Annotated in this window: 13 protein-coding genes; 6 read left to right on the top strand and 7 right to left on the bottom strand. The window is 72.1% G+C overall.

What is annotated here, in order from left to right; all coding sequences use genetic code 11:
- Positions 1–88: 88 nt before the first annotated feature.
- Entirely contained in the window at positions 89–1,141 is a 1,053-nt protein-coding gene (locus ASD33_RS06265) for a LuxR family transcriptional regulator (protein WP_056554609.1), read from the bottom strand.
- 269 nt (positions 1,142–1,410) lie between these two features.
- Between ASD33_RS06265 and ASD33_RS06260 the strand changes: the two genes are divergently transcribed.
- On the top strand, positions 1,411–5,097 hold the full coding sequence (locus ASD33_RS06260) for a S8 family peptidase (protein ID WP_056554607.1): 3,687 nt from the start codon (positions 1,411–1,413) through the stop codon (positions 5,095–5,097).
- A 132-nt stretch (positions 5,098–5,229) separates the two neighbouring features.
- Here the strand turns inward: ASD33_RS06260 and ASD33_RS06255 are convergent, their stop codons facing one another.
- On the bottom strand, positions 5,230–6,303 hold the full coding sequence (locus ASD33_RS06255; RefSeq protein ID WP_056554604.1) for a tyrosine-protein phosphatase: 1,074 nt from the start codon (positions 6,301–6,303) through the stop codon (positions 5,230–5,232).
- A 153-nt stretch (positions 6,304–6,456) separates the two neighbouring features.
- Between ASD33_RS06255 and ASD33_RS06250 the strand changes: the two genes are divergently transcribed.
- Complete coding sequence (locus ASD33_RS06250; RefSeq protein WP_056554601.1) at positions 6,457–7,575, top strand: ADP-ribosylglycohydrolase family protein; 1,119 nt, start codon at positions 6,457–6,459, stop codon at positions 7,573–7,575.
- 76 nt (positions 7,576–7,651) lie between these two features.
- Here the strand turns inward: ASD33_RS06250 and ASD33_RS06245 are convergent, their stop codons facing one another.
- The gene (locus ASD33_RS06245; protein ID WP_056554597.1) at positions 7,652–9,205 is read right to left on the bottom strand and encodes a sodium:solute symporter family protein; all 1,554 of its coding nucleotides are present in this window, start codon (positions 9,203–9,205) and stop codon (positions 7,652–7,654) included.
- A 161-nt stretch (positions 9,206–9,366) separates the two neighbouring features.
- On the bottom strand, positions 9,367–10,152 hold the full coding sequence (locus ASD33_RS06240) for an SDR family oxidoreductase (protein WP_056554595.1): 786 nt from the start codon (positions 10,150–10,152) through the stop codon (positions 9,367–9,369).
- 93 nt (positions 10,153–10,245) lie between these two features.
- On the opposite strand from ASD33_RS06240, the gene ASD33_RS06235 reads away from it, so the two are divergent.
- Together ASD33_RS06235 and ASD33_RS36735 are read left to right on the top strand one after the other, a co-directional pair.
- A complete protein-coding gene (locus ASD33_RS06235) occupies positions 10,246–11,094 on the top strand; it encodes a hypothetical protein (protein WP_056554592.1) in 849 nt (282 codons plus the stop codon).
- Positions 11,095–11,186: 92 nt separating this feature from the next.
- Positions 11,187–11,312, top strand: a complete 126-nt coding sequence (locus tag ASD33_RS36735) for a hypothetical protein (protein ID WP_277922078.1) — start codon at positions 11,187–11,189, stop codon at positions 11,310–11,312.
- Positions 11,313–11,322: 10 nt separating this feature from the next.
- Here ASD33_RS36735 and ASD33_RS06230 read toward each other — a convergent pair whose 3' ends face one another.
- The 3 genes from ASD33_RS06230 to ASD33_RS06220 form a co-directional block, all read right to left on the bottom strand.
- Positions 11,323–11,523, bottom strand: a complete 201-nt coding sequence (locus tag ASD33_RS06230) for a DUF397 domain-containing protein (RefSeq protein WP_056554589.1) — start codon at positions 11,521–11,523, stop codon at positions 11,323–11,325.
- A gap of 163 nt (positions 11,524–11,686) precedes the next feature.
- A complete protein-coding gene (locus ASD33_RS06225; RefSeq protein ID WP_056554587.1) occupies positions 11,687–12,547 on the bottom strand; it encodes a helix-turn-helix transcriptional regulator in 861 nt (286 codons plus the stop codon).
- A gap of 224 nt (positions 12,548–12,771) precedes the next feature.
- Positions 12,772–13,473: a GPP34 family phosphoprotein gene (locus ASD33_RS06220; RefSeq protein ID WP_056554584.1), complete on the bottom strand. Its 702-nt coding sequence runs from the start codon at positions 13,471–13,473 to the stop codon at positions 12,772–12,774.
- Between the two features lie 195 nt (positions 13,474–13,668).
- Here ASD33_RS06220 and ASD33_RS06215 point away from each other — a divergent pair, with 195 nt between their 5' ends.
- Together ASD33_RS06215 and ASD33_RS06210 are read left to right on the top strand one after the other, a co-directional pair.
- Positions 13,669–16,110 carry a serine hydrolase gene (locus ASD33_RS06215; RefSeq protein WP_056554581.1) on the top strand — a complete coding sequence of 814 codons (2,442 nt, stop codon included), beginning with the start codon at positions 13,669–13,671 and terminating at the stop codon, positions 16,108–16,110.
- A 596-nt stretch (positions 16,111–16,706) separates the two neighbouring features.
- Positions 16,707–18,392 carry a DUF2029 domain-containing protein gene (locus ASD33_RS06210; protein ID WP_056554578.1) on the top strand — a complete coding sequence of 562 codons (1,686 nt, stop codon included), beginning with the start codon at positions 16,707–16,709 and terminating at the stop codon, positions 18,390–18,392.
- The last annotated feature ends 1,084 nt before the right edge of the window (positions 18,393–19,476 follow it).

Here is a 19,476-nt window from a genome sequence, read left to right as displayed (position 1 = left end):
CACGCGTACGGGCGACCGCGTCCGGCCGGGGGCTCACGCGTACGGGCGACCGCGTCCGGCCGGGGCCCGGCACCCGGCCGGACGAGCCCTACGCCAGCCACCCCCGCTGCGCCGCCTGCCACACCAGCTGGGTCCTGGTCAGCGCCCCCGCGCGCTGCATCAGGGCCTGGATCCGGCGCTGCACCGTGCGCTGACTGACCCACAGCTGGGAGGCGATGGCCTTGTCCGCGACCCCGGCGACGATCAGGGAGAGCAGATACCGCTCGTCGTCGGCCAGGTGCACCGCCGGGCGCGGGCCGCCGCCGTCGACATCGGCCAGCTCGCCCGAGTCGGTCACGTGCAGCGGGGTCGCCGCCGCCCACTGGCTCTCGAACAGGGCGATCAGCGCGTCGAGCAGACTGCTGCTGTGGACCACGGCGGCCGTCGGCTCGCCCACCCGGTCCGCCGGACCCGCCCCGCCGACGGGATCGCCGTCCTCCCCGCTCTCGTACACCAGGGGGCAGATCGCCATCGAGCTGTCCGCGATCACCAGCCGCACCGGCAGCGTCCCGACGGCCCGCGCCTGCTCGCCCGCCCGGATGCTCCGGGCGACGTTGTCCACCATCCCGGGGCCTTCGAGGAGTTCGCGCTCGTAGATCGTCCTGTACCGCACGCCCCGGGCGAGCAGCTCCCACTCCTCGTCGTTCTCCGCCGCCGCCAGCGCCACCGGGCGGGCCTTGCAGAGCCAGCGCATCTCGCCCGCCCCGTACGCCATCTGCCGCAGCCGCTGCCGGATCACGCTCGCCCCGGTGATCACCTCGACGAGCTGCCCGGCGTCGTGCCGCCGCCCGCCCGCCCGGTACTCCTCGGCGAGCTGCTCCACACCCCGCCGCGCCCATTCGAGCGCCTCGTGCCCGCGCAGCAGCAGCGGGCGCAGCGCCGCGTCGGGTGCCATCGCGACGTACCGTTCGGGTCCGCCCTCCGGCGGTTCGGCGACCCGCCCCACCAGGCCCTTGTCGTGGAGCGAGGCGAGCAGCCAGTGGACCCGTGCCACGTCGAGGCCCAACTGGGCGGAGATTCCGGCGGCGTCGGCCTCCCGCACCCCGACGAGGAAGCGGTACACCCGCTCCTCCACGGCGCCGACCCCCGCCGCCTCCAACATGTGGCCTTCTCCCACGACGCCTTCCCCCACCCCGGTTGCCGTGACCACCCCCGTACCCGGCGTGATCAAACCACATCAGGACCGTCGGAAACGAGGGTCCGCATTACCACGCGGGCCCCGGACCGGGCGCGTGCGCGGCGCAAGGTGGCGGCGAGTGGACATGTCGCTTCTTCGTCAGTCGCAGCCCGTAGCGAAGGTGATCGTTTCTGTTGACTCTTGGTTCCGCCGGACACGGATCCCCCTCCGCCGGCGGAAGGAGTGCCCTCAGCATGCGCAGCAGACGGAGAACCGCACTGCTCGGCCTCGCCCTCACGGCCACCATGACCGCCGGCGGTCTCGCGTACGGCGCGGCCCCGCTCCCGGCGGCCGCCGGGGAGGACGCGGTGACCGCCGCGCCCCGCGACGCCGTCCGCACCGCGACGGTCACCCTGGTGACCGGCGACAAGGTGACGGTGGCCACCCGGGCGGGCAGGACCCTCGCCGTCGACGTCACCCCGTTCCGGGGCAGCGCCGCCGGACTCCGCACGTACACCGTCGGCACCGACGTGTACGTGATCCCCCGGGAGGTCGAGCCGCTGATCCACAACGGCCGGGTCGACAAGCGCCTGTTCAACGTCACCCAGCTCGTCGCCCAGGGCTTCGACGACGCCCACCGCGCGTCGACCCCGCTGATCGTGCGCTACGACTCCACCACCGCCGCCACCCCCGGCGGGGCCCGGCTCACCCGCGAGCTCCCTGGCGTCCGCGGCGCCGCCGTCACCGCCGACAAGTCCAGGGGCGACACGTTCTGGGAGGCCGTCGACGACGACAGCGCCCGCGCCGGAACCCCCGGAGCCCGCCTCTCGGGCGGCATCCAGCGCCTCTGGCTCGACGGCAAGGTGAAGGCGCTCCTGGAGAAGAGCGTCCCGCAGATCGGCGCCCCCGAGGCCTGGGCCGCCGGATACGACGGCACCGGCGTCAAGGTCGCCGTGCTCGACACCGGCGTCGACGCCACCCACCCCGACCTCGCCGACCGCATCGTCGAGAGCCGCAGCTTCGTCCCCGGCGAGACCGCGCGCGACGGTCACGGCCACGGCACCCACGTCGCCTCCACGATCCTCGGCAGCGGCGCCGGCTCCGGCGGGAAGTACCGGGGCGTGGCCCCCGGCGCGAAGCTGCTCGTGGGCAAGGTCCTCGACGACGGCGGCTCCGGCTCGGAGTCCGGCATCATCGAGGGCATGGAGTGGGCCGCGCACTCCGGCGCGAAGGTCGTCTCCATGAGCCTCGGCGGCGGCGAAGGCGCCGACGGCACCGACCCGATGGCGCTCGCGGTCAACGAACTCACCGCGAAGACGGGCGTCCTGTTCACCATCGCCGCCGGCAACAGCGGCCCCGGCGCGCGGACCGTCGGCACCCCCGGCGCCGCCGCCGCGGCCCTGACGGTCGGCGCCGTGGACGCGGCCGACGCCGTCGCGAGCTTCTCCAGCCGGGGCCCGCGCGGCGACGGCGGCCTCAAGCCGGAGATCACCGCCCCGGGCGTCCGGATCGTCGCGGCCCGCGCGGCGGGCACGACCATGGGCACCCCGGTCGGCGACCTCTACACCACCGCGAGCGGCACCTCCATGGCGACGCCGCACGTGGCGGGCGCGGCGGCGATCCTCGCCCAGCGCCACCCCGACTGGTCGCCCGCCCGGCTGAAGAGCGGGCTCATCAGCACCGCGAGGACCACCGCCGACACCTCCGTGTACGCCCAGGGCGCCGGCCGGGTCGACGTGGCCCGCGCGGTCCGCCAGCCGGTGTCCGCGAGCGGCACCGTCGACTTCGGCCTGCGCGGCTGGGACGACCGGGCCACCGTCGAGAAGAGCATCGCGTACGTCAACGACGGCGACGCCCCCGTCACGCTGGCGCTCTCCCTGGACGAGGCCGGCGAGGCACTGCCGGCCGGCACCCTCGCCCTGGGCGCCGACTCGGTGACCGTCCCCGCGCACGGCACCGCCGAGGTCGCCGTCACCCTCGACAGCGCCGGCGTCACCACCGGCTCGCACGGCGCGCACGTCACCGCCCGTGCCACCGACGGGACGACGGCGGTGACCGCGATCGGCTTCGGCCGTGACGTGGAGCGCTTCGACGTCACGCTGAAGGTCCTCGACCGCGACGGCAGGCCGACCCGCGGCATCGCCGCGGTCACCGACACCACCCTGGACAAGGCGGTCGTCCCGGAGACGTACCCGGTCGGCGAGGACGGCACCGTCGTGGTGCGGCTCCCGCGCGGCGAGCACTCCTTCGTCGCGGAGATCTTCCACTACAGCCCCGACTGGAGCCTGCTCGGCGAGTACACCTACGCGGTGCAGCCGGGCACGCTCATCGACTCCGACCGGACCTTCACCTTCGACGGTTCCCGGGCGAGCCGGGTCAGCATGAGCACGCCCCGCCCGTCGGAGACGAACCGCCTCCGCGTCGGCATCGCCTCCCGCCCCTCCTCGCTGGCCCTCGTCCACGACCGCGAGATGTGGCTGGGCGGCGAGACGGCCGTCTACTCCGTGCCGTCGGCCACCGCCGACCCCGCCCTCTTCGAGTCCCGCGTCGGCTGGTCGCTCGGCGCCCCCGCGCTCTCGGCCCGGCTCGCCGGCCCCGGCGGCCGCGCCCTGGACGTCTCCTACTTCCAGGGCTGGACCGGCTCCGCACGCTTCGACGGCAGCCGCACCCTCCGGGTCGCCCGGCCGGGCGAGGACGTCCGGGGCAAGCTCGCGCTGGTGAAGCGGGACCCCGACACCACCACGTACGCACAGGTCGACGCGGCGGCCGACGCCGGAGCGCTGGCCGTCCTCGTCTTCAACGACACCCCCGGCGGCTGGCTGGCGGGCAACTGGAGCTCCAAGGAGACCCGCATCCCCGCGATGACGGTCTCCGGCGCCGAGGGCGCACGGCTCCTCGCCCTGTCCGGCGCCCGGATCACCTTCTCCGGCACCGCGGTCAGCCCGTACGCCTACGAGCTGGTCGAGTACCGCGCCGGCGCCGTCCCGGCCGACCAGCGCTACCGCGTCCGCGCCGGTGAACTGGCCACGGTCGAGTCCAGGTTCCACGGCGCGACCGCCGGGGCCGAGGCCGGATACAGCAGGCTGATGCATTCGCCGATGCAGCCGGTCGCCAACTTCGCCTTCGGGCGGATGACGCTCCAGCGCACCCTGACCGAGTACGTCACCGCGGGCGTGCGGACCTACGAGGCCATGAAGATCGGCCCCGTGTGGTCGGCGGGCGGCAGCTGGCAGATCACGGCCCCCACCACGCTGGCCCCCGGCCAGCAGGTGCGCCGCGACTGGAACAAGGCCGTGGTCCGCACCGCGCTGCCGGACGGCCTGGACTTCGCGGCCGTCCGTGACGGCGGTGTCGGCGGGATCGGTGCGGCGGGGCTGCTCGACAGCTCCACCGGGCAGTGGGCCGTGATGCGCGACGGCGCCGACAAGGAGCTGACCACGGTCTACCGGGACGGTGTGCTGCTCGGTACCGCGCCCTCCGCGAGCGTCGCCTTCCCGGTGGTCCCGGAGCGCGCCGAGTACCGCGTGGTCGCCGACGTGCAGCGCGACGATCCCTCCTGGAGCACCTCCACGAAGGTGCGCACCGACTGGCGCTTCCACTCCGCGCAGGGTGAGGGACGGACCCTGCTGCCCGTCCTGTCGGTGGACTACCGCCTCGGCACCGACCTGGCCAACAGCGCCCGGACCGGCTCCCGGACGACCGTCGGCCTCGGTGTGCGGCACCCCAAGGGCCTGGCCGGCCCGGCGGTCACCGGGGTGAAGCTGTGGGCCTCGTACGACGACGGCGCCACCTGGCGGCAGGTCCGCCTGGACGACCGTCTGAACGGCAGCGTCGCCAACCCGGCGACCGCGGGCTTCGTCTCGCTGCGGGTCACCGCCACCGACGCCGACGGCAACTCCGTCGACCAGACGGTGACGCGCGCCTACCAGGTCCGCCGCTGACGGACCGCGGGTGAAGTGAACGGCCGGGGCACCCGCGTGCGGGCGCCCCGGCTCTCCGCGTTCCCGGGCGTCCGGGCGTCCGGACTCTCCGCGTTCCCGGGCTTCCCGGCTCCGCGCGTCCGGGCTTCCGGCTCAGCCGACCAGCAGTTCCTTCTTCAGGTCCTTCAGCTCGCGGTTGTCGATGCCGAGGCCCTCGCGCAGGTACGAGCGGAAGGAGCCGAACTCCTCCTCGACCTCGTCGAAGCTCGCGTTGAGGTACGCGGGCCGGACGTCGAGGAGCGGCTTGTAGACGGCGGCCTGCGCGGCCGGGAGGTGGGAGAGGACGGCGTCGTTGGCGGCGGCCCGGTAGGTGTTGCTGGCCAGGTAGTCGGCCATGACCGTCTCCTCGGGCACGCCGAGGGCGGTCAGCAGGGCGGCGCTCGACCAGCCGGTGCGGTCCTTGCCGGCCGTGCAGTGGAAGAGGACGCCGCGCCGGTCGTCGTCGGCGATGCCGTCGAGGACGGCGGTGTACGCGGTACGGGCGGTGTCGCCGCTCACCATGAAGCGGTTGCCCTCGACCATCATCGCCTCGGCCTCGCCGGGGGTCCTCGGCAGGCCGGTGAAGGTGCCCGAGCCCGCGAGGACGTCGGCGACGACCCGGGAGGCGCCGGCCGGGACGCGGTCGGGCGCGGTGCTCCGCTCGGACTCCATGCGCAGGTCGAAGACCGTACGGACACCGAGGCGCCTCAGCTCGGCGAGGTCCGCGTCGGTGAGCCTGTCGAGCGCGTCGGAGCGGTAGACCTCGCCCATCCTCACCCAGTGGCCGTCGGAGGTGCGGTAGCCGCCCGCGTCACGGAAGTTAACGGTGCCCTGGAGGCGGATCAGCCGGTCGGCGAGGTGGAGCGGGGCGCCCCGGTCGGGGACGAGGTCGAACCAGCGCCGGTCGGCGGCGGCGAGGCCGGTGACGGTGACGGAGCCGGTGGCGCCGCCGCGGGCGACGGTACGGCCGCCGGTGCGGACCGTGACGCCGCGGGTGCCGGGGGCGGACCACGTGACGGTGAAGGTGCCGCCCGCGTTCTCGGTGACGGTCGCGGCGGTGAAGGGGATGCGCTGCCCGCCGTGGTGCTGGTGGCCGCGGGCGGAGGCGGCCGGGGCGGTGAGCCCGGTGAGCAGGGCGGCGGCGACGACCGCGGCGGAGAGGGACTTGACTCGTGTCACGGGGTTCATGACGCGGATCGTTCAAGTCGTGATCGAACCTTGGGTGAACTGCGGTCAAAAGCGGCCTGAAGGGCGTCGGATCACATAACGTTCCGGCCCCCGAACCGACGTACCCGGTCCATTACAGTGCTGCGCAGACCGGTCTACGGGGGAGGGCACGAAGTGGCCACGACAGCCGCGGCCGTGTGGGGCCGCGCCGAACAGCAGGACTTCCGCGCCCGCGTACGGGGCTGTCTGCTCGGCGGCGCCCTCGGCGACGCGCTGGGCGCGCCCGCCGACGGACTCACCCTCCACGAGGTCCACGAGGCCCACGGACCTGACGGACTCACCGAGCCCGCACCCGCCTTCGGCCGGCGCGGCGCCGTCACCGCCGCGACCCAGATGGGCCTGTTCACCGTCGACGGCCTGATCCGCGCCCAGGTCCGCCGGGACACCGGCGCCTGGCACCCGCCCACCGACGTCCACCGGGCGCATCTGCGCTGGGCCGCCACCCAGCGCGACTGGGGCCCCGACGAGCGCCGCAAGGACAACGGCTGGCTCGCCAGGGAGGAATGGCTCTACGCCCGCCGCAACCCGCCCCGCGCCTGCCTCACCGGCTTCGGCGACGACGTTCTCGGCACCCTCGACAAGCCCAAGAACCCCACCGCCGCCGACTCCGGCGCGCTCGTCCGCTCGGCCCCCTTCGGCCTCCTCGTCGGCTGGGAGCCGCAGCTCGTCTGCCAGCTCGCCGTCGAGTGCGCCGCGCAGACCCACGGCGCCCCCGCCGCCGCCCTCGCCGCGGGCGCCTTCGCCGTCACCGTCCACGGCCTGGCGCGCGGCGCCTCCGTGGGCGCGGCCGTCGACCTGGCCCGGGAGCAGCTGGCGGCGCGCCCCGGCCACGAGCCGGTCACCGAGGCGCTGGGCCGGGCCCTCGCGGCCGTACGGGAGGGGGCTCCGGACCCGGAGCGGGTGACGGCCCTCGGCGCGGCGGAGGACCGGGCCGAGGGGCAGCTGGCGGCGGCGGTCTACTGCGCGCTCGTCGGCGAGGACGTACGGCACGGGCTGCGGCTCGCGGTGAACCACGACGGGCCCTCGTCCGTCACCGGGGCCCTCACGGGCGCGCTGCTCGGGGCCCTGCACGGCGAGACGGCCCTCCCGCCGGCCTGGCTGGCCGAACTGGAGGGCCGTGCCACGGTCCTGGAGCTCGCGGACGACTTCTCGATGGAGATGACCCAGGGCGCCGCGCTGCACGGCCCTGCGGAGTCCTCCCCGGGCTGGCTGGCGCGCTACCCGAGGGGCTGACCGGTCCGCTCGGCGCCCGGGACGAGGGGTCGACCGGTCCGCTCGGCGCCCGGGACGAGGGGCCGGGGGGCCCGGTTCAGGCGAGCGGCTGATCGGTCCGCTCGCCCGCCTGGGCGGGAAGAGCGGCGGCGCCGTCCGCCCCGTCCCCGCCCCCGTCCGAGCCGATCGTGGCCAGCAGCGCGTCCCGCTCCGGGGTGTCCTCCGGCTTCACGTACCCGATGAGGACGTAGAGGACGAGCGAGGTCGCGAGCGGCGCGACGATCTGGATCTGGAGCTCGACGCCGTCGAGGCCGTAGTTGGTGAGCCAGAAGGCGAAGAGCCCGGCGGCCCAGGAGACGAGCGCCGCGGTCGGGCCGGACTTCCGGAAGGCGCGGAGCAGCCCGAGCATGAAGGGGATCGCGATCGGGCCCATGAGCCCGGCGACCCACTTGATGACGACGGTGATGATGTCCTTGAAGGCGGGGGAGTTGACCTGGGTGGCGACCGCCATCGACAGGCCGAGGAAGGCGATCGTCGACCAGCGCGCGGCGAGCAGCCCGGCCCGCTGCGTCCAGCTCCGGGCCGCCTTGCTGAGGACGGGCGCGATGTCCCGGGTGAAGACGGCCGCGATGGCGTTGGCGTCGGAGGAGCACATGGCCATGGTGTGCGAGAAGAAGCCGACGACGACGAGCCCGAGGAGGCCGTGCGGCAGCAGCTGCTCGGTCATCAGGGCGTACGCGTCGGAGCCGTCGGGCTTCTTCGGGTCGACGAGCAGCGGCGCGCACCACATGGGGAAGAAGAGGACGAGCGGCCAGACGAACCAGAGCACGGCGGAGAGCCGCCCGGAGCGGGTGGCCTCGCGGGCGGACGGGGTGGCCATGTACCGCTGGGCCTGGTTCCACATGCCGCCGCTGTACTCGAAGGTCTTGATGAAGAGGTACGCGAGCAGGAACGTCATCGTGTACGGGCCGGCCGTCGGTGCGGTGTGGCCCTGGAGTTCGGGCCGGTCCCACACGGTCCACAACGCGCTGAAGCCGCCGAGCCTGCCGAGGACGGCGACGAGCATCGCGACGCCGGCGAGGAGCTGGATGACGAACTGCCCCAGTTCGGTGAGGGCGTCGGCCCAGAGGCCGCCGACCGTGCAGTAGATCCCGGTGACGACGCCGGTGATGAGGATGCCCTGGTTGAGGGAGATGCCGGTGAAGACCGAGAGCAGGGTCGCGATGGCGGCCCACTTGGCGCCGACGTCGACGATCTTCAGGAGGACGCCGGACCAGGCGAGGGCCTGCTGGGTGGGGAGGTCGTAGCGGTCCTTGAGGTACTCGAGCGGGGAGGCGACCCGGAGGCGGGAGCGCAGCCGGTTGAGGCGGGGCGCGAAGAGGTGGGCGCCGATCGCGATGCCGATGGCGATCGGGAAGGACCAGGTGACGTAGGAGGTGACGCCGTAGGTGTAGGCGATGCCCGCGTACCCGGTGAACATCACGGCGCTGTAGCCCGACATGTGGTGGGAGATGCCGGAGAGCCACCAGGGCATCCGGCCGCCCGCGGTGAAGAAGTCGGAGACGGTGTCGACGCGCTTGTGGGACCAGACTCCGATCGCGACCATGACGCCGAAATAGCCGATGAGCACGGCCCAGTCGAGACTGTTCATTGCGCCCTCCCTGAGGTCCGGTCCGCCTTGTGAACGCGGTTCATGGTGTGGGGAGTTGGAAGGCGCGGACAATGCAGGGGAGGGTCAAGGGGCAGTAAAATCGTTCGGCTTGCTGACCCTCGTTCATGTCCGTGAACTTGCCCCGGTGGGGCGGGGGCGGCTCAGCGCATCAGCTCCCCGGCGTTGACCAGCAGCGACTGCCCCGTGATCGCCCGCGCCCGGTCGGAGGCGAGGAACACCGCCGCCTCCGCCACGTCCCCGTCCGTCGCCAGCTCCGGCAGCGCCATCCGCTCGGTGAGCCGCCCGAGCACCTCGGCCTCCGGCACCTTCTCGGTGTGCGCGGTGAACTGGACGAAGGCCTGCACCGGCGGCCCCCACATCCAGCCCGGCAGCACGGTGTTGACCCGGATGCGGTGCGGCCCCAGCTCGTGCGCCAGCGAGTACATCGCCGAGGTCAGCGCCCCCTTCGAGGCCGCGTACGCCGCCTGCCGCACCTGCGTGGGCGCGGCCACCGCCGACTGCGTCCCGATCAGGACCACCGAACCCCCGCGCTCCTTCAGTGCCGGCAGGCAGGCCCGGGTCATCCGCAGCGTGCCGAGCAGATTGACGTCCAGGACCCCCTGCCAGGTCGCGAAGTCGGCGTCCTCCAGGCCCCCGAAGTAGGAGTCCCAGGCGGCCACGTGGACGACCGCGTCGATCCCGCCGAAGCGCTCGACGGCGAGCGCGGCGAGGGCTTCGCACTGCGCCTCGTCGGTGATGTCGGTGACCCGGTGGGCGGTGCGGCTCCCCTCCGGGTCGATCTCCGCCGCGGACTTGGCGAGGTTGGCCCCTGTGCGCGCGCCGAGCACGGCGTTGCCCCCGTCACGTACGACCGTCTCCGCGATGCGGTGCCCGAGCCCCGCCCCGACCCCCGACACGACGACCGTCTTCCCCTGGAGCAGCATCATCCGACCCCTTCCCGACCCTGGCCAATCATCTGACGGCCCGTCAGAGTAGGTCCCTGTCACCGACTTGGGAACACCTGGGAGAGGGGTACGAGAGTGAGCGAGGAGACCCGCAGCGAGACGTACGCGGAGCTGGCGTCCGTCGGCCCGTACGGGGTCCGGCCCGGCCACGCGCTGATCACCATGGTCGAGCCGCACCCGGGCCACGAGTACGCCTACAACCGCTGGTACGAGGACGACCACTACTACGCCGGCGCGATGGCGATGCCCTGGATGTACGCCGGCCGCCGCTGGGTCGCCACCCGCGAGCTCCAGGACCTGCGCGGCCCCGAGAAGTCCGCCGTCGCCCGGCCGGTCACCACGGGCTGCTACCTCTCCACGTACTGGATCACCGAGGGCCGCTACGACGACCACATGAAGTGGACCGTCGGCATCAACAAGCGGCTCAACCGCGACGCCCGCGTCCACCAGGAACGGACCCATGTCTTCACCGCGTTCCAGGACCACGCGGCGACCGTCTACCGGGACGGGGCGGCGGGCCCGCGCGACTTCCACGCCCTCGACCACCCCTACGCCGGGCTGATCCTCCAGGTGATCGACGCCGAGGGCCCGGAGGAACGGGACGCGCTGCTCGACCGGCTGCGGAACCGGGAGCTGCCCCGGCGGCTCGCCGGTTCACCGGCGGCGATGGTCACCGTCTTCCGGCCGACCCCGCTGCCCGGTGACCGCATGACGTACGTGAAGCAGGTCGAGGGCGTCGACACCCGGCTGACCCTGCTGTGGTTCCTGGAGCGGGACCCCCGGGAGTGCTGGTCGGAGCACTTCGCGGACCTGGAGTCGCTGGGCTCCTCGGGCGGGGGAGGGGCCGGCGGCCGGGTGGAGCTGGTGGCGCCGTTCATCCCGACGGTGCCGGGGACGGACCGGTACGTGGACGAGCTGCGCTGAGCTGCCCCCTCCCCGGTCCGTTCCGGGCAAAGGCCGAGCCCCCTCGGCCAGGACGGCGGACCGGTCGAAGGGGCTCATTCGTACTGCAGGTCGTGCAGGTACTGCTGGTGGTGCAGGTGGTGCAGGTGGTGCAGGTGGTGCAGGTGGTGCTGGTGGTGCTGGTGGTGCAGGTGGTGCTGGTCGTGCGGGGAGTGCGAGTGGTGCCGGTGACGGCTTGAGCGGCGGGGCTCAGAGGGCCCCGTTGCTCACCTCGCCGACGAACGCGGTCCACGTTCCCGGTCCGAAAGAGAGGGACGGACCCTCGGGGGCCTTCGAGTCCCGCACCGCGACAGCGGTCACGAGGGGGGACTTCACTTCGACGCAGGCCCCGTTCCCTCCGGAGTAGGAGGACTTCGTCCAGGTGTCCGTGCCACCCTGAATAATCGCCATGCTGCTCAGCTCCGGTTCTGCTCTGCCAGTGGTGTCGCGCCAACGTTCTTGCCGGCGTGATCGACGCTACTCGCCGGTCCCCTCCGGCGGGACCGGCGTTCACACGTCCGAGTGGCATATTCCAACTGAGCTTCCGTGGGAGCGAGTCCGAGGTGTACGGTGCTCAGCCCTTGGCGTGCTTCTTCGCCATCTCCGCGATGAAGTCCCTGGTCTGCTCGGCGTTCAGCGCCTGCGCCCTGAGGTGCTCGTACATGACGCTGTACTTGCCCACGTCCTGCGCCTTCTCCAGGTACAGATCGCTCGTCACGCCCTCGATGTAGACGACGCTCGAGTCCGAGGTGTCCGGGAACTCCAGGATCGAGTACTGCCCGCTGATCCCGGGATGCGCGCCCATGTCGAACGGCAGCACCTGCACGGTGACGTGCGGCAGGTGCGACTGCTCGATCAGGTGCTCCAGCTGCTGCACCATCAGCTGCCGGTTGCCGACGAGCCGGTGCAGCGCACCCTCGTCGATCACCGCCCAGAGGCGCAGCGGCCGTTCCTCGTCCCGGATGCGCTCCTGGCGGCGGGTGCGGACCGTGACCCGCTTCTCGATCTCGGCGGGCGTCGACTCCGGCAGCGCGCCGGAGATCACGGCCTCGGCGTACGCGTGCGTCTGCAGCAGTCCGGGGATGATCTGGGGCTCGTACATCCGCAGGCTCTCCGCGTCGGTCTCCAGGCCGATGTAGACGCTGTACGGGATGTCGCCGAAGGCGTGCCACCAGCCCTGCTGGCGCGAGTCCTTGGCCATCTGCATGAGCGAGTCGACCATGCGCTCGTCCTCGACCTCGTACACGCCGCAGAGGTCACGGACATCGCGCTGGCTGATCGAACGGCGGCCGTTCTCCAGCCGGCTGATCTTGGACTGGGAGACGAGGAGACGCTCGGCGACCTGCTCCGCCGTCATGTTCTTCGCTTCCCGGAGCCTTCGCAGCTCCTGGCCCAATCGGCGTCGCCTGACTGTGGGGTTGACGTTGGACGCCACGGAAACTGCACCTCCGGCTGTCTGCTGCGTAGCTGTGAGTATCTACCGCTTGGCAGACTGCCACCAATGGTCGGGTGTGCGCTGGAAAACGACCACAACATATGCGTCCGGGAACGCACATGTGCGGGGCGGCCGTCCTGACCGCCCCGCACACCTGTGCGGCTCCCGGTGGGGTTCGTGCGAGGTGGAGCGCGAAGTGCCTGCGCCCAGGCCCTCGCCGGTGCCTAGTGCGCCGCCACGCGGGCCATGCTGCCGCCGTGTGGCTGCGCCGGGACACCCGCGGCGCTCCGGCGCGGCTGTGCCGCCGCGCCGTTCTGGACGTCCATCACGGCATGCGCCACGAGTCCGCCCATCGGGTCGTGCCGGATCAGATCGCGCAGCCTCGACCGCGACGACCGTCCTTCGTTTCCGGGGTAGAGGTGCTTCCCGAGTCCGACCGCGTGGGCCAGCGCGGCAAGCGCCGCGGTCCGCGGGTCCGGCGGTACGCCGGTGCGGATCGCACTGTCCAGCCGGGAACGGATCTCCCGACTGATCGCCGTGTCCGTCGCCTGGTAGCGAGTCGTCGGCAACACCCCGCACATCTGGCCCTCCACGGCATGCACCATGCCGCATCGCTCCAGATGCGAGAGATACGTCTGGCGGAGCCCCAGTCGGGGTCCGCCGATCCAGTGGACGGCCCGAACCGGACTGCCACGCCTGCGCAGCAGTTCCAGTGCGGAGTCCAAGGTCGGATCTCCGGTCGGCCGTGGCATCACCACGGCGATACGATCCCCGTCAGGGGCTATCCGGCCTGCCAACGCCAGCTCCACTAGCTGTGCACCGGCCAGGCCGAGGTCGAGCGACTGCGGCTGCGCTGTGGTACCCGTGGTCGGGTCCAGAGCGAGCAGCAGAAGCTCCTCCGGAATGGTTCTGCGGCTCCTGCCCATCCATGCCTCCCCGCGTGGATGAATGACAGGGTGACCCCTCTCACATTCATCTGTCGAGAGTGCCTGGGTGCTTCATCCGGGAACCAGTAGGTATGTCGTTCTCGTCTAGCACGGGAGCCAAGGGGTTCACACAGGACACTGGTACACGGACCGGTACACGGTTCGAACGTACGCATGACGCATGGAGGAGGCACGGTGGCGGGCGAGTCCCCCGACAAGGCGGAGCAGCAGGGGTCGTCTCAGGAGACGACGGCCTCGGGCGGCGGCGGCCGGGATCCGCGGCTTTCCGTGCTCCGTGAGTCAGACGCCTCGTCGTCTGCTCCGGTTGCGACGGCGTCCGGGGCGTCCGCGATTCAGGTGGACCAGCCGACGGCCGTCTTCAAGACGCTCGCGCCACGGATGCCGGAGGACGACGCGCCGGCGTCGGAGCCGGAGCCCACGTCGGCTCCGGAGTCCGAGTCCGAGCCGGAGTCGGATGCGGGGTCGGATGAGGCCTCCGCTTCGGAGTCGGAGTCGGCTGCCTCCTCGGAGGCGGTGGACAAGCCGGAGAGCGACCGTCTGAAGGCGGCCGTGGCGGCGTGGGTCGCGACGGCGGAGGAGTCGGAGCCGGAGTCGGAGCCGGAGTCGGACTCCGGGGAGCCGGACGAGCCCGAGGACGAGGCGACGGCCGAGGACGAGCCGGAGGCGGAGGACGAGTCCGAGGCCGCGACCGAGCCTGAGGACGACGACGCGTCTGGGGCGGAGCCCGAGGACGAGCCCCAGGACGACGAGGGCGACGAGGCGGACGCCGACGAGGAGCCCGTCGAGGCGAAGGCGGCCGTCGAGGCGAAGGCGCCGGGGGAGTCCTGGTTCGCGGCGCGGAAGCCGACGGAGGGCAAGCCGGCGGACGAGAAGCCGGAGGGCAAGCCGGCCGCCGAGAAGCCGGCGGTGGAGCCGAAGGCCCCCGCGGCAGCCGCCGCGGCCCCCGCAGCCCCCGTACCCGCCTCCGAGGCGCCCTCCGACGCTCCCGGTGCCGCGGACGACGACGAGCCCCCGGTCGACCAGCCGACGACCATGTTCAAGGCCGTCAAGCTGCCCGTGGACCAGCCGACGACCGCCCTGAAGCTTCCGCCCTCGCTGACCGGGAACCCCGACAGCGAGCGCACGAGCACCTTCCTGCCGCTGCGCGCGGACATCCCGGCCGAGCAGAAGGCCGAGAAGGCCGCTCCGGAGGCGGGGAAGGCCCCGGCCGCCACCCCCGCTCCGAAGGCGACGCCGGCGCCGAAGCCGACGCCCGCGCAGTCGCGTTCGCCGCGGGCGACCCCGCCCGCGCTCGCCGAGGCGGAGCGGACGCGGCAGCAGCCCCTGCCGCCGCTGCCCCCGCTCGACCTGCTCGCCGAGCTGACGAACACGCCGCCCCCGCCGCCGACCCCGATGCGGACGACGCTGCGCCGGGTGCGGATCTGGACCCCGCTGGTCATCCTCGTGCTGATCGTGTTTGCGATCGTGCAGATGGTGCGCCCGCTGCCCGCGCCCGCTCTGACGCTCACCGCCGCGCCGACCTTCACCTTCGAGGGCGGCGAGCTGAAGATGCCGTGGCCGGGTGAGGGACAGGGCGCCGTCGAGGTCGAGGGCGTCGGCATGGTGGGCACGTACGGCGCCCAGAAGCCGGCCCCGATCGCGAGCGTCACGAAGACGATGACGGCGTACGTGATCCTGCGCGACCACCCGATCAAGGGGAAGCAGCAGGGCCCCGAGATCACGATCGACAAGAAGGCCGCGGACCAGGCCAACGCGACGCACGAGTCGACGGCGGCGGTCCAGGAGGGCCAGACGTACTCCCAGAAGGAGCTCCTGGAGCTCCTGATGATCCCCTCCGCGAACAACGTGGCCCGGCTGCTCGCGCGCTGGGACGCCGGTTCGGAGGCCGCGTTCGTGGCGAAGATGAACGCCGCCGCGAAGGGGCTCGGGATGACCGGGTCGACGTACACGGACCCGTCGGGTCTGCTGGACAGCACGGTGTCGACGCCGCAGGACCAGCTGAAGCTGGCGAAGGCGGTCATGCAGTACGACGTGTTCCGCGAGATCGTGAACATGCCGAACCTGACCGTGGACGGCATCCCCGGCCGCATCGAGAACAACAACAACATCCTGCTCGAACCCGGCGTCAACGGCATCAAGACCGGCTCGTCGACCCCGGCCGGCGGCAATCTGCTGTGGGCGGCGAACACCGTCATCGACGGCAAGAACCGCCGCATCCTCGGCATCGTCATGGGGGCGAAGAACGCCAAGGTGCTGAACGACAAGCTGCAGCTCGCCATCGACAACAGCCTCAAGCTGATCCAGCAGGCCCAGAAGGACGTCACCTCGGCGGCCGTGGTCCGCAAGGGCCAGGTCCTCGGCTACATCGACGACGGCCTCGGCGGCCGGACCCCGGTCGTGGCGACGAAGGAGCTCAAGGCGATCGGCTGGCCGGGCCTGAAGGTGGACCTGGAGCTCACCGACGGCGGCAAGGCGGTCCCGCACGCGGGCAAGGCGGGCGACATCGTCGGCCAGGTGTCCATCGGTACGGGCACGGGCAAGGTCAGCTCCCCGGTCGCCCTCCAGACGGACCTGGTGGAGCCCGGCTTCGACAAGAAGCTGACCCGCGTGGGCTGAGGGACCACCCGCTCGGCCGGGCGCCCCGGGTTGTCCGGGGCGCCCAGCTGTTAGCGTCTTCCGGGGGACGGGAAGACGCGTGACACGCGCGAGAAGCGAGACGGGCAGCACGGGAAAGGGCCGCAGTGACCACCGCCGAGCCGACACGCGCCGACCGCGCGGACTTCGCTCCGGACCCCACCGCGGGGTCCACCTCGGGGTCCGCCCCGGGGTCGACATCGGGGTCCACGTCGGGGTCCACCTCGGGCTCCACCTCGGGCTCAGCCCCGGCCCCTGCCGCTGCCGCGACTCCTGTCGCCCCCACCCGGGCCAGTGCCCGGCCCAGCACCCAGGCCCGCATTCCGGCCTCCGCCCCGGGCTCAGCCCCGGCCTCCACCCCGGACACCGATGACTCCGTATCCGACACCGACGCGGACGTCGACGCGTCTCCCGATTCGCTCCCGCGAATAGTGCTCCCGGCCCAGCGACCCGCCCCGGAGGCGGAGAACCCGGTGACCGCGGCCCCGGCCACAGCCGCTACGGCTCCCCGGGCTCCCACGGTCTCGACGACCCCCGCGACCCCTACGGCTCCGCGCCGGAAGCGTCGCTACACGGTCATGGCGGCCACCGGTCTGGCGGCCGTCACCCACATCCTGTGGTTCTTCTTCTTCGCCAACAGCGGCGGGGATCTGGCGGCGCAGGACGCGTGGGCCGAGTTCGTCGGCCGGCACCCGGACTCGGCGTACAACCTGGCCTGGTACGGCGGGATGCACCCGGTCTCGTACAGCGTCGTGTCGCCGTATCTGATGTCGGTCCTCGGCGTCCGCAGCACGATGATGGTCGCGGGGACGCTGTCGGCGGCGCTGACCGCGCTGATCCTGGTACGGGTACGGGCGGTCCGCAATCCGCTGGCCTGCTCGGTCGCGGCGGTCTTCGCCTTCCTCTGCAACGCGCTGTCGGGGCGGGTGACGTTCGGCCTCGGCATGATGTTCGCGCTGGGCGCGGTCGCGGCGGTCTTCTGCTGGCCGCACCGCTGGCGCCGCAAGCGCTGGGCGAAGGCGGTGGTCGCGGCGCCGCTGGCGGGTCTGGCGACGGCGTGCAGCCCGGTCGCGGGCCTGTTCCTGGGGATCGCGGCGGCGGCGCTGTTCCTGAACCGGCGGCGCCCGGGGGCGTACGCGCTCGGGCTGGCCCCGGTCGCGGTCGTGGCGCTCTCGTCCTGGCTGTTCCCCTTCTCGGGCACGCAGCCGATGTCCTTCGGGTCGACGGCGCTGCCGCTGCTCTTCGGGGTACTGGTGTTCCTGCTGGTCCCGAGGGACTGGCGGACGGTCCGTACGGGCGCGGCCGTGTACACGGTCGGCACGCTGCTGACCTGGCTGATCGACTCACAGATCGGCTCGAACATCTCGCGGCTCCCGATGCTCTTCGCGGGCGTGGTGCTGCTGGCGGCGCTGCCGTACACGAAGCCGCGGTCGCGGCGGTGGTACGCGCTGCTGCTGGCCTTCGCGGGGCTGAACTTCTGGATCGGCTTCAAGGGCGTCGACGACGTGATCCGCACCGCCCCGGACGCCTCCTGGGCGCGGGAGGTGGCGCCGCTGATCAACCAGCTCCAGGTGCGGGGCGCGGGCAGGGCGAGGGTCGAGGTCGTCCCGGCGTCCAGCCACCGCGAGTCCTCGGCGCTGAGCCCGTACATCAACCTGGCGCGAGGCTGGAACCGTCAGGCCGACATGGAACGGAACCCGCTCTTCTACGACGACACCCTGAACGCGGTGAACTACGAGGAGTGGCTCGACCGCTGGGCCGTCCACTACGTGGTCCTGCCGACGGGCGCCCCGGACTCGGGCGCCGAGCAGGAGGCGGAACTGGTCGACGAGGGCCTGCCGTACCTGGAGCAGGTCTGGTCGGACGAGAACTGGCGGCTGTACGAGGTCGAGAACCCGACGCCCCTCGCGGACCCGCCGGCGGAGGTGCAGAGCGCGGAGGAGAACGAGGTCGTGATCCGGGTCGACAAGCCCGGCCGGGTCCTCATCCGGGTCCCGTACTCGCCGTGGCTGGCGCTCGTGGACGAGAACGGCGGCAAGATCGAGGCCCCGCAGGAGACGGAGGCCTCGAAGCTGGCGCGCGAGGAGTCGGAGACGGAACTCCCGAAGGTCTTCGCGAACGAGCAGGGCTGCCTGTTCAAGACGGAGGCGGACGCGGACGGCGACGAGTGGACGGAACTGATCGCACCGAAGGCGGGCGTGTACCGCCTGGCGGCCCCGTACAAACTCTCCCGGGGCACGGCGTGCCCGGAGGAACTGCGCTGAACGGCGCCCCCGCCTGAGGCGGGGGCGGCGGTGGGCGTCGAGCACCTGCCGCACGGCGTCCGGAAGCCGAGCCGCTGCGTGGAGAACAGATGCCGCCCTCGGAGTGCGAGCTCCCGCCCGGCATGACCGTCGCCGTCGACGCCGACCGTGGACGTCAAAGGGCACCTACGGAGATCCGTAGGTGCCCTTTGACCTTGTGCCCCCGGCAGGATTCGAACCTGCGACACCCGCTTTAGGAGTTCGATCGGGTCGAGCCTCAGGGGTCTGTTCAGGCTGCCAGCCTAGCTCCTGCTAGCCGCCTGAAACTGTCTGCGTGCGCCCGCGTTGATGTCAGCCGTGGATGTCAGGCTTCGGTACGCAGCCCATCGCTCCTAGGGCGCAGACTCTCCCTGCGCGTTGAGCTCGCGGGCCCCTGGCAGCACTTGAGGGCCGTGCTCACATTGAGTCTGTCCCGCACCGTAGCGGGCCGCTAGCCGCTCGCTGATCAGCAGGAACGGTGCTACGTAAGCGCCTGCTTCTGCAACGGTCGCCTGACCGCTAGCGATCAGAGCAGCACCAGCAAGGAGCGCTGCCACCTGAACGTGCGTGGGGCTGCCGCCGGCCGCTGCCGTTTGGAGACGACGGAGTCGGTATCTCATACTGAAGGTGGTTCCTGTCTGCGAGGACTGAGGACCAGGAGGCCACCCGTCGTTGTCTAGGCGCATGGGTGGCCTCCCCTCTCATTGGAAGAGGGGTCAAAGAGCAAGTGTGGTAATTCTTGAGCACTCGACCAGGGAATTGCAAACGTGCAGGTCAGGGGCGGTCTTGATGTGTCAATCCTCGACACGTCTAATACTCTCAAGTTTTCGCCGAGATAATCGAGACGTCTAATACTCTCAAGTTTTCGCCGAGATAATCGGCGCAACTAATACTCTCAAGTTTTCGCCGAGATAATCGGCGATGTTGTGAGTGAGTCTGAGGGGAGACTGCGTCAGGTAGCTGGCGGGCCGTGCGCACGGGGCAGACGATCGTGGCCCCTGAGAGCTATGGGGCCCAGGAGCGGTCGGAGCCCGTGCAGAGATGGGGCGACAGATGCGCCGCGGAA

The organism is Streptomyces sp. Root1304, from assembly GCF_001426405.1.
GTDB lineage: Bacteria > Actinomycetota > Actinomycetes > Streptomycetales > Streptomycetaceae > Streptomyces.
The sequence above is the reverse complement of the archived record's forward strand: the minus strand, read 5'-3'. Positions and strand labels throughout refer to the sequence as shown.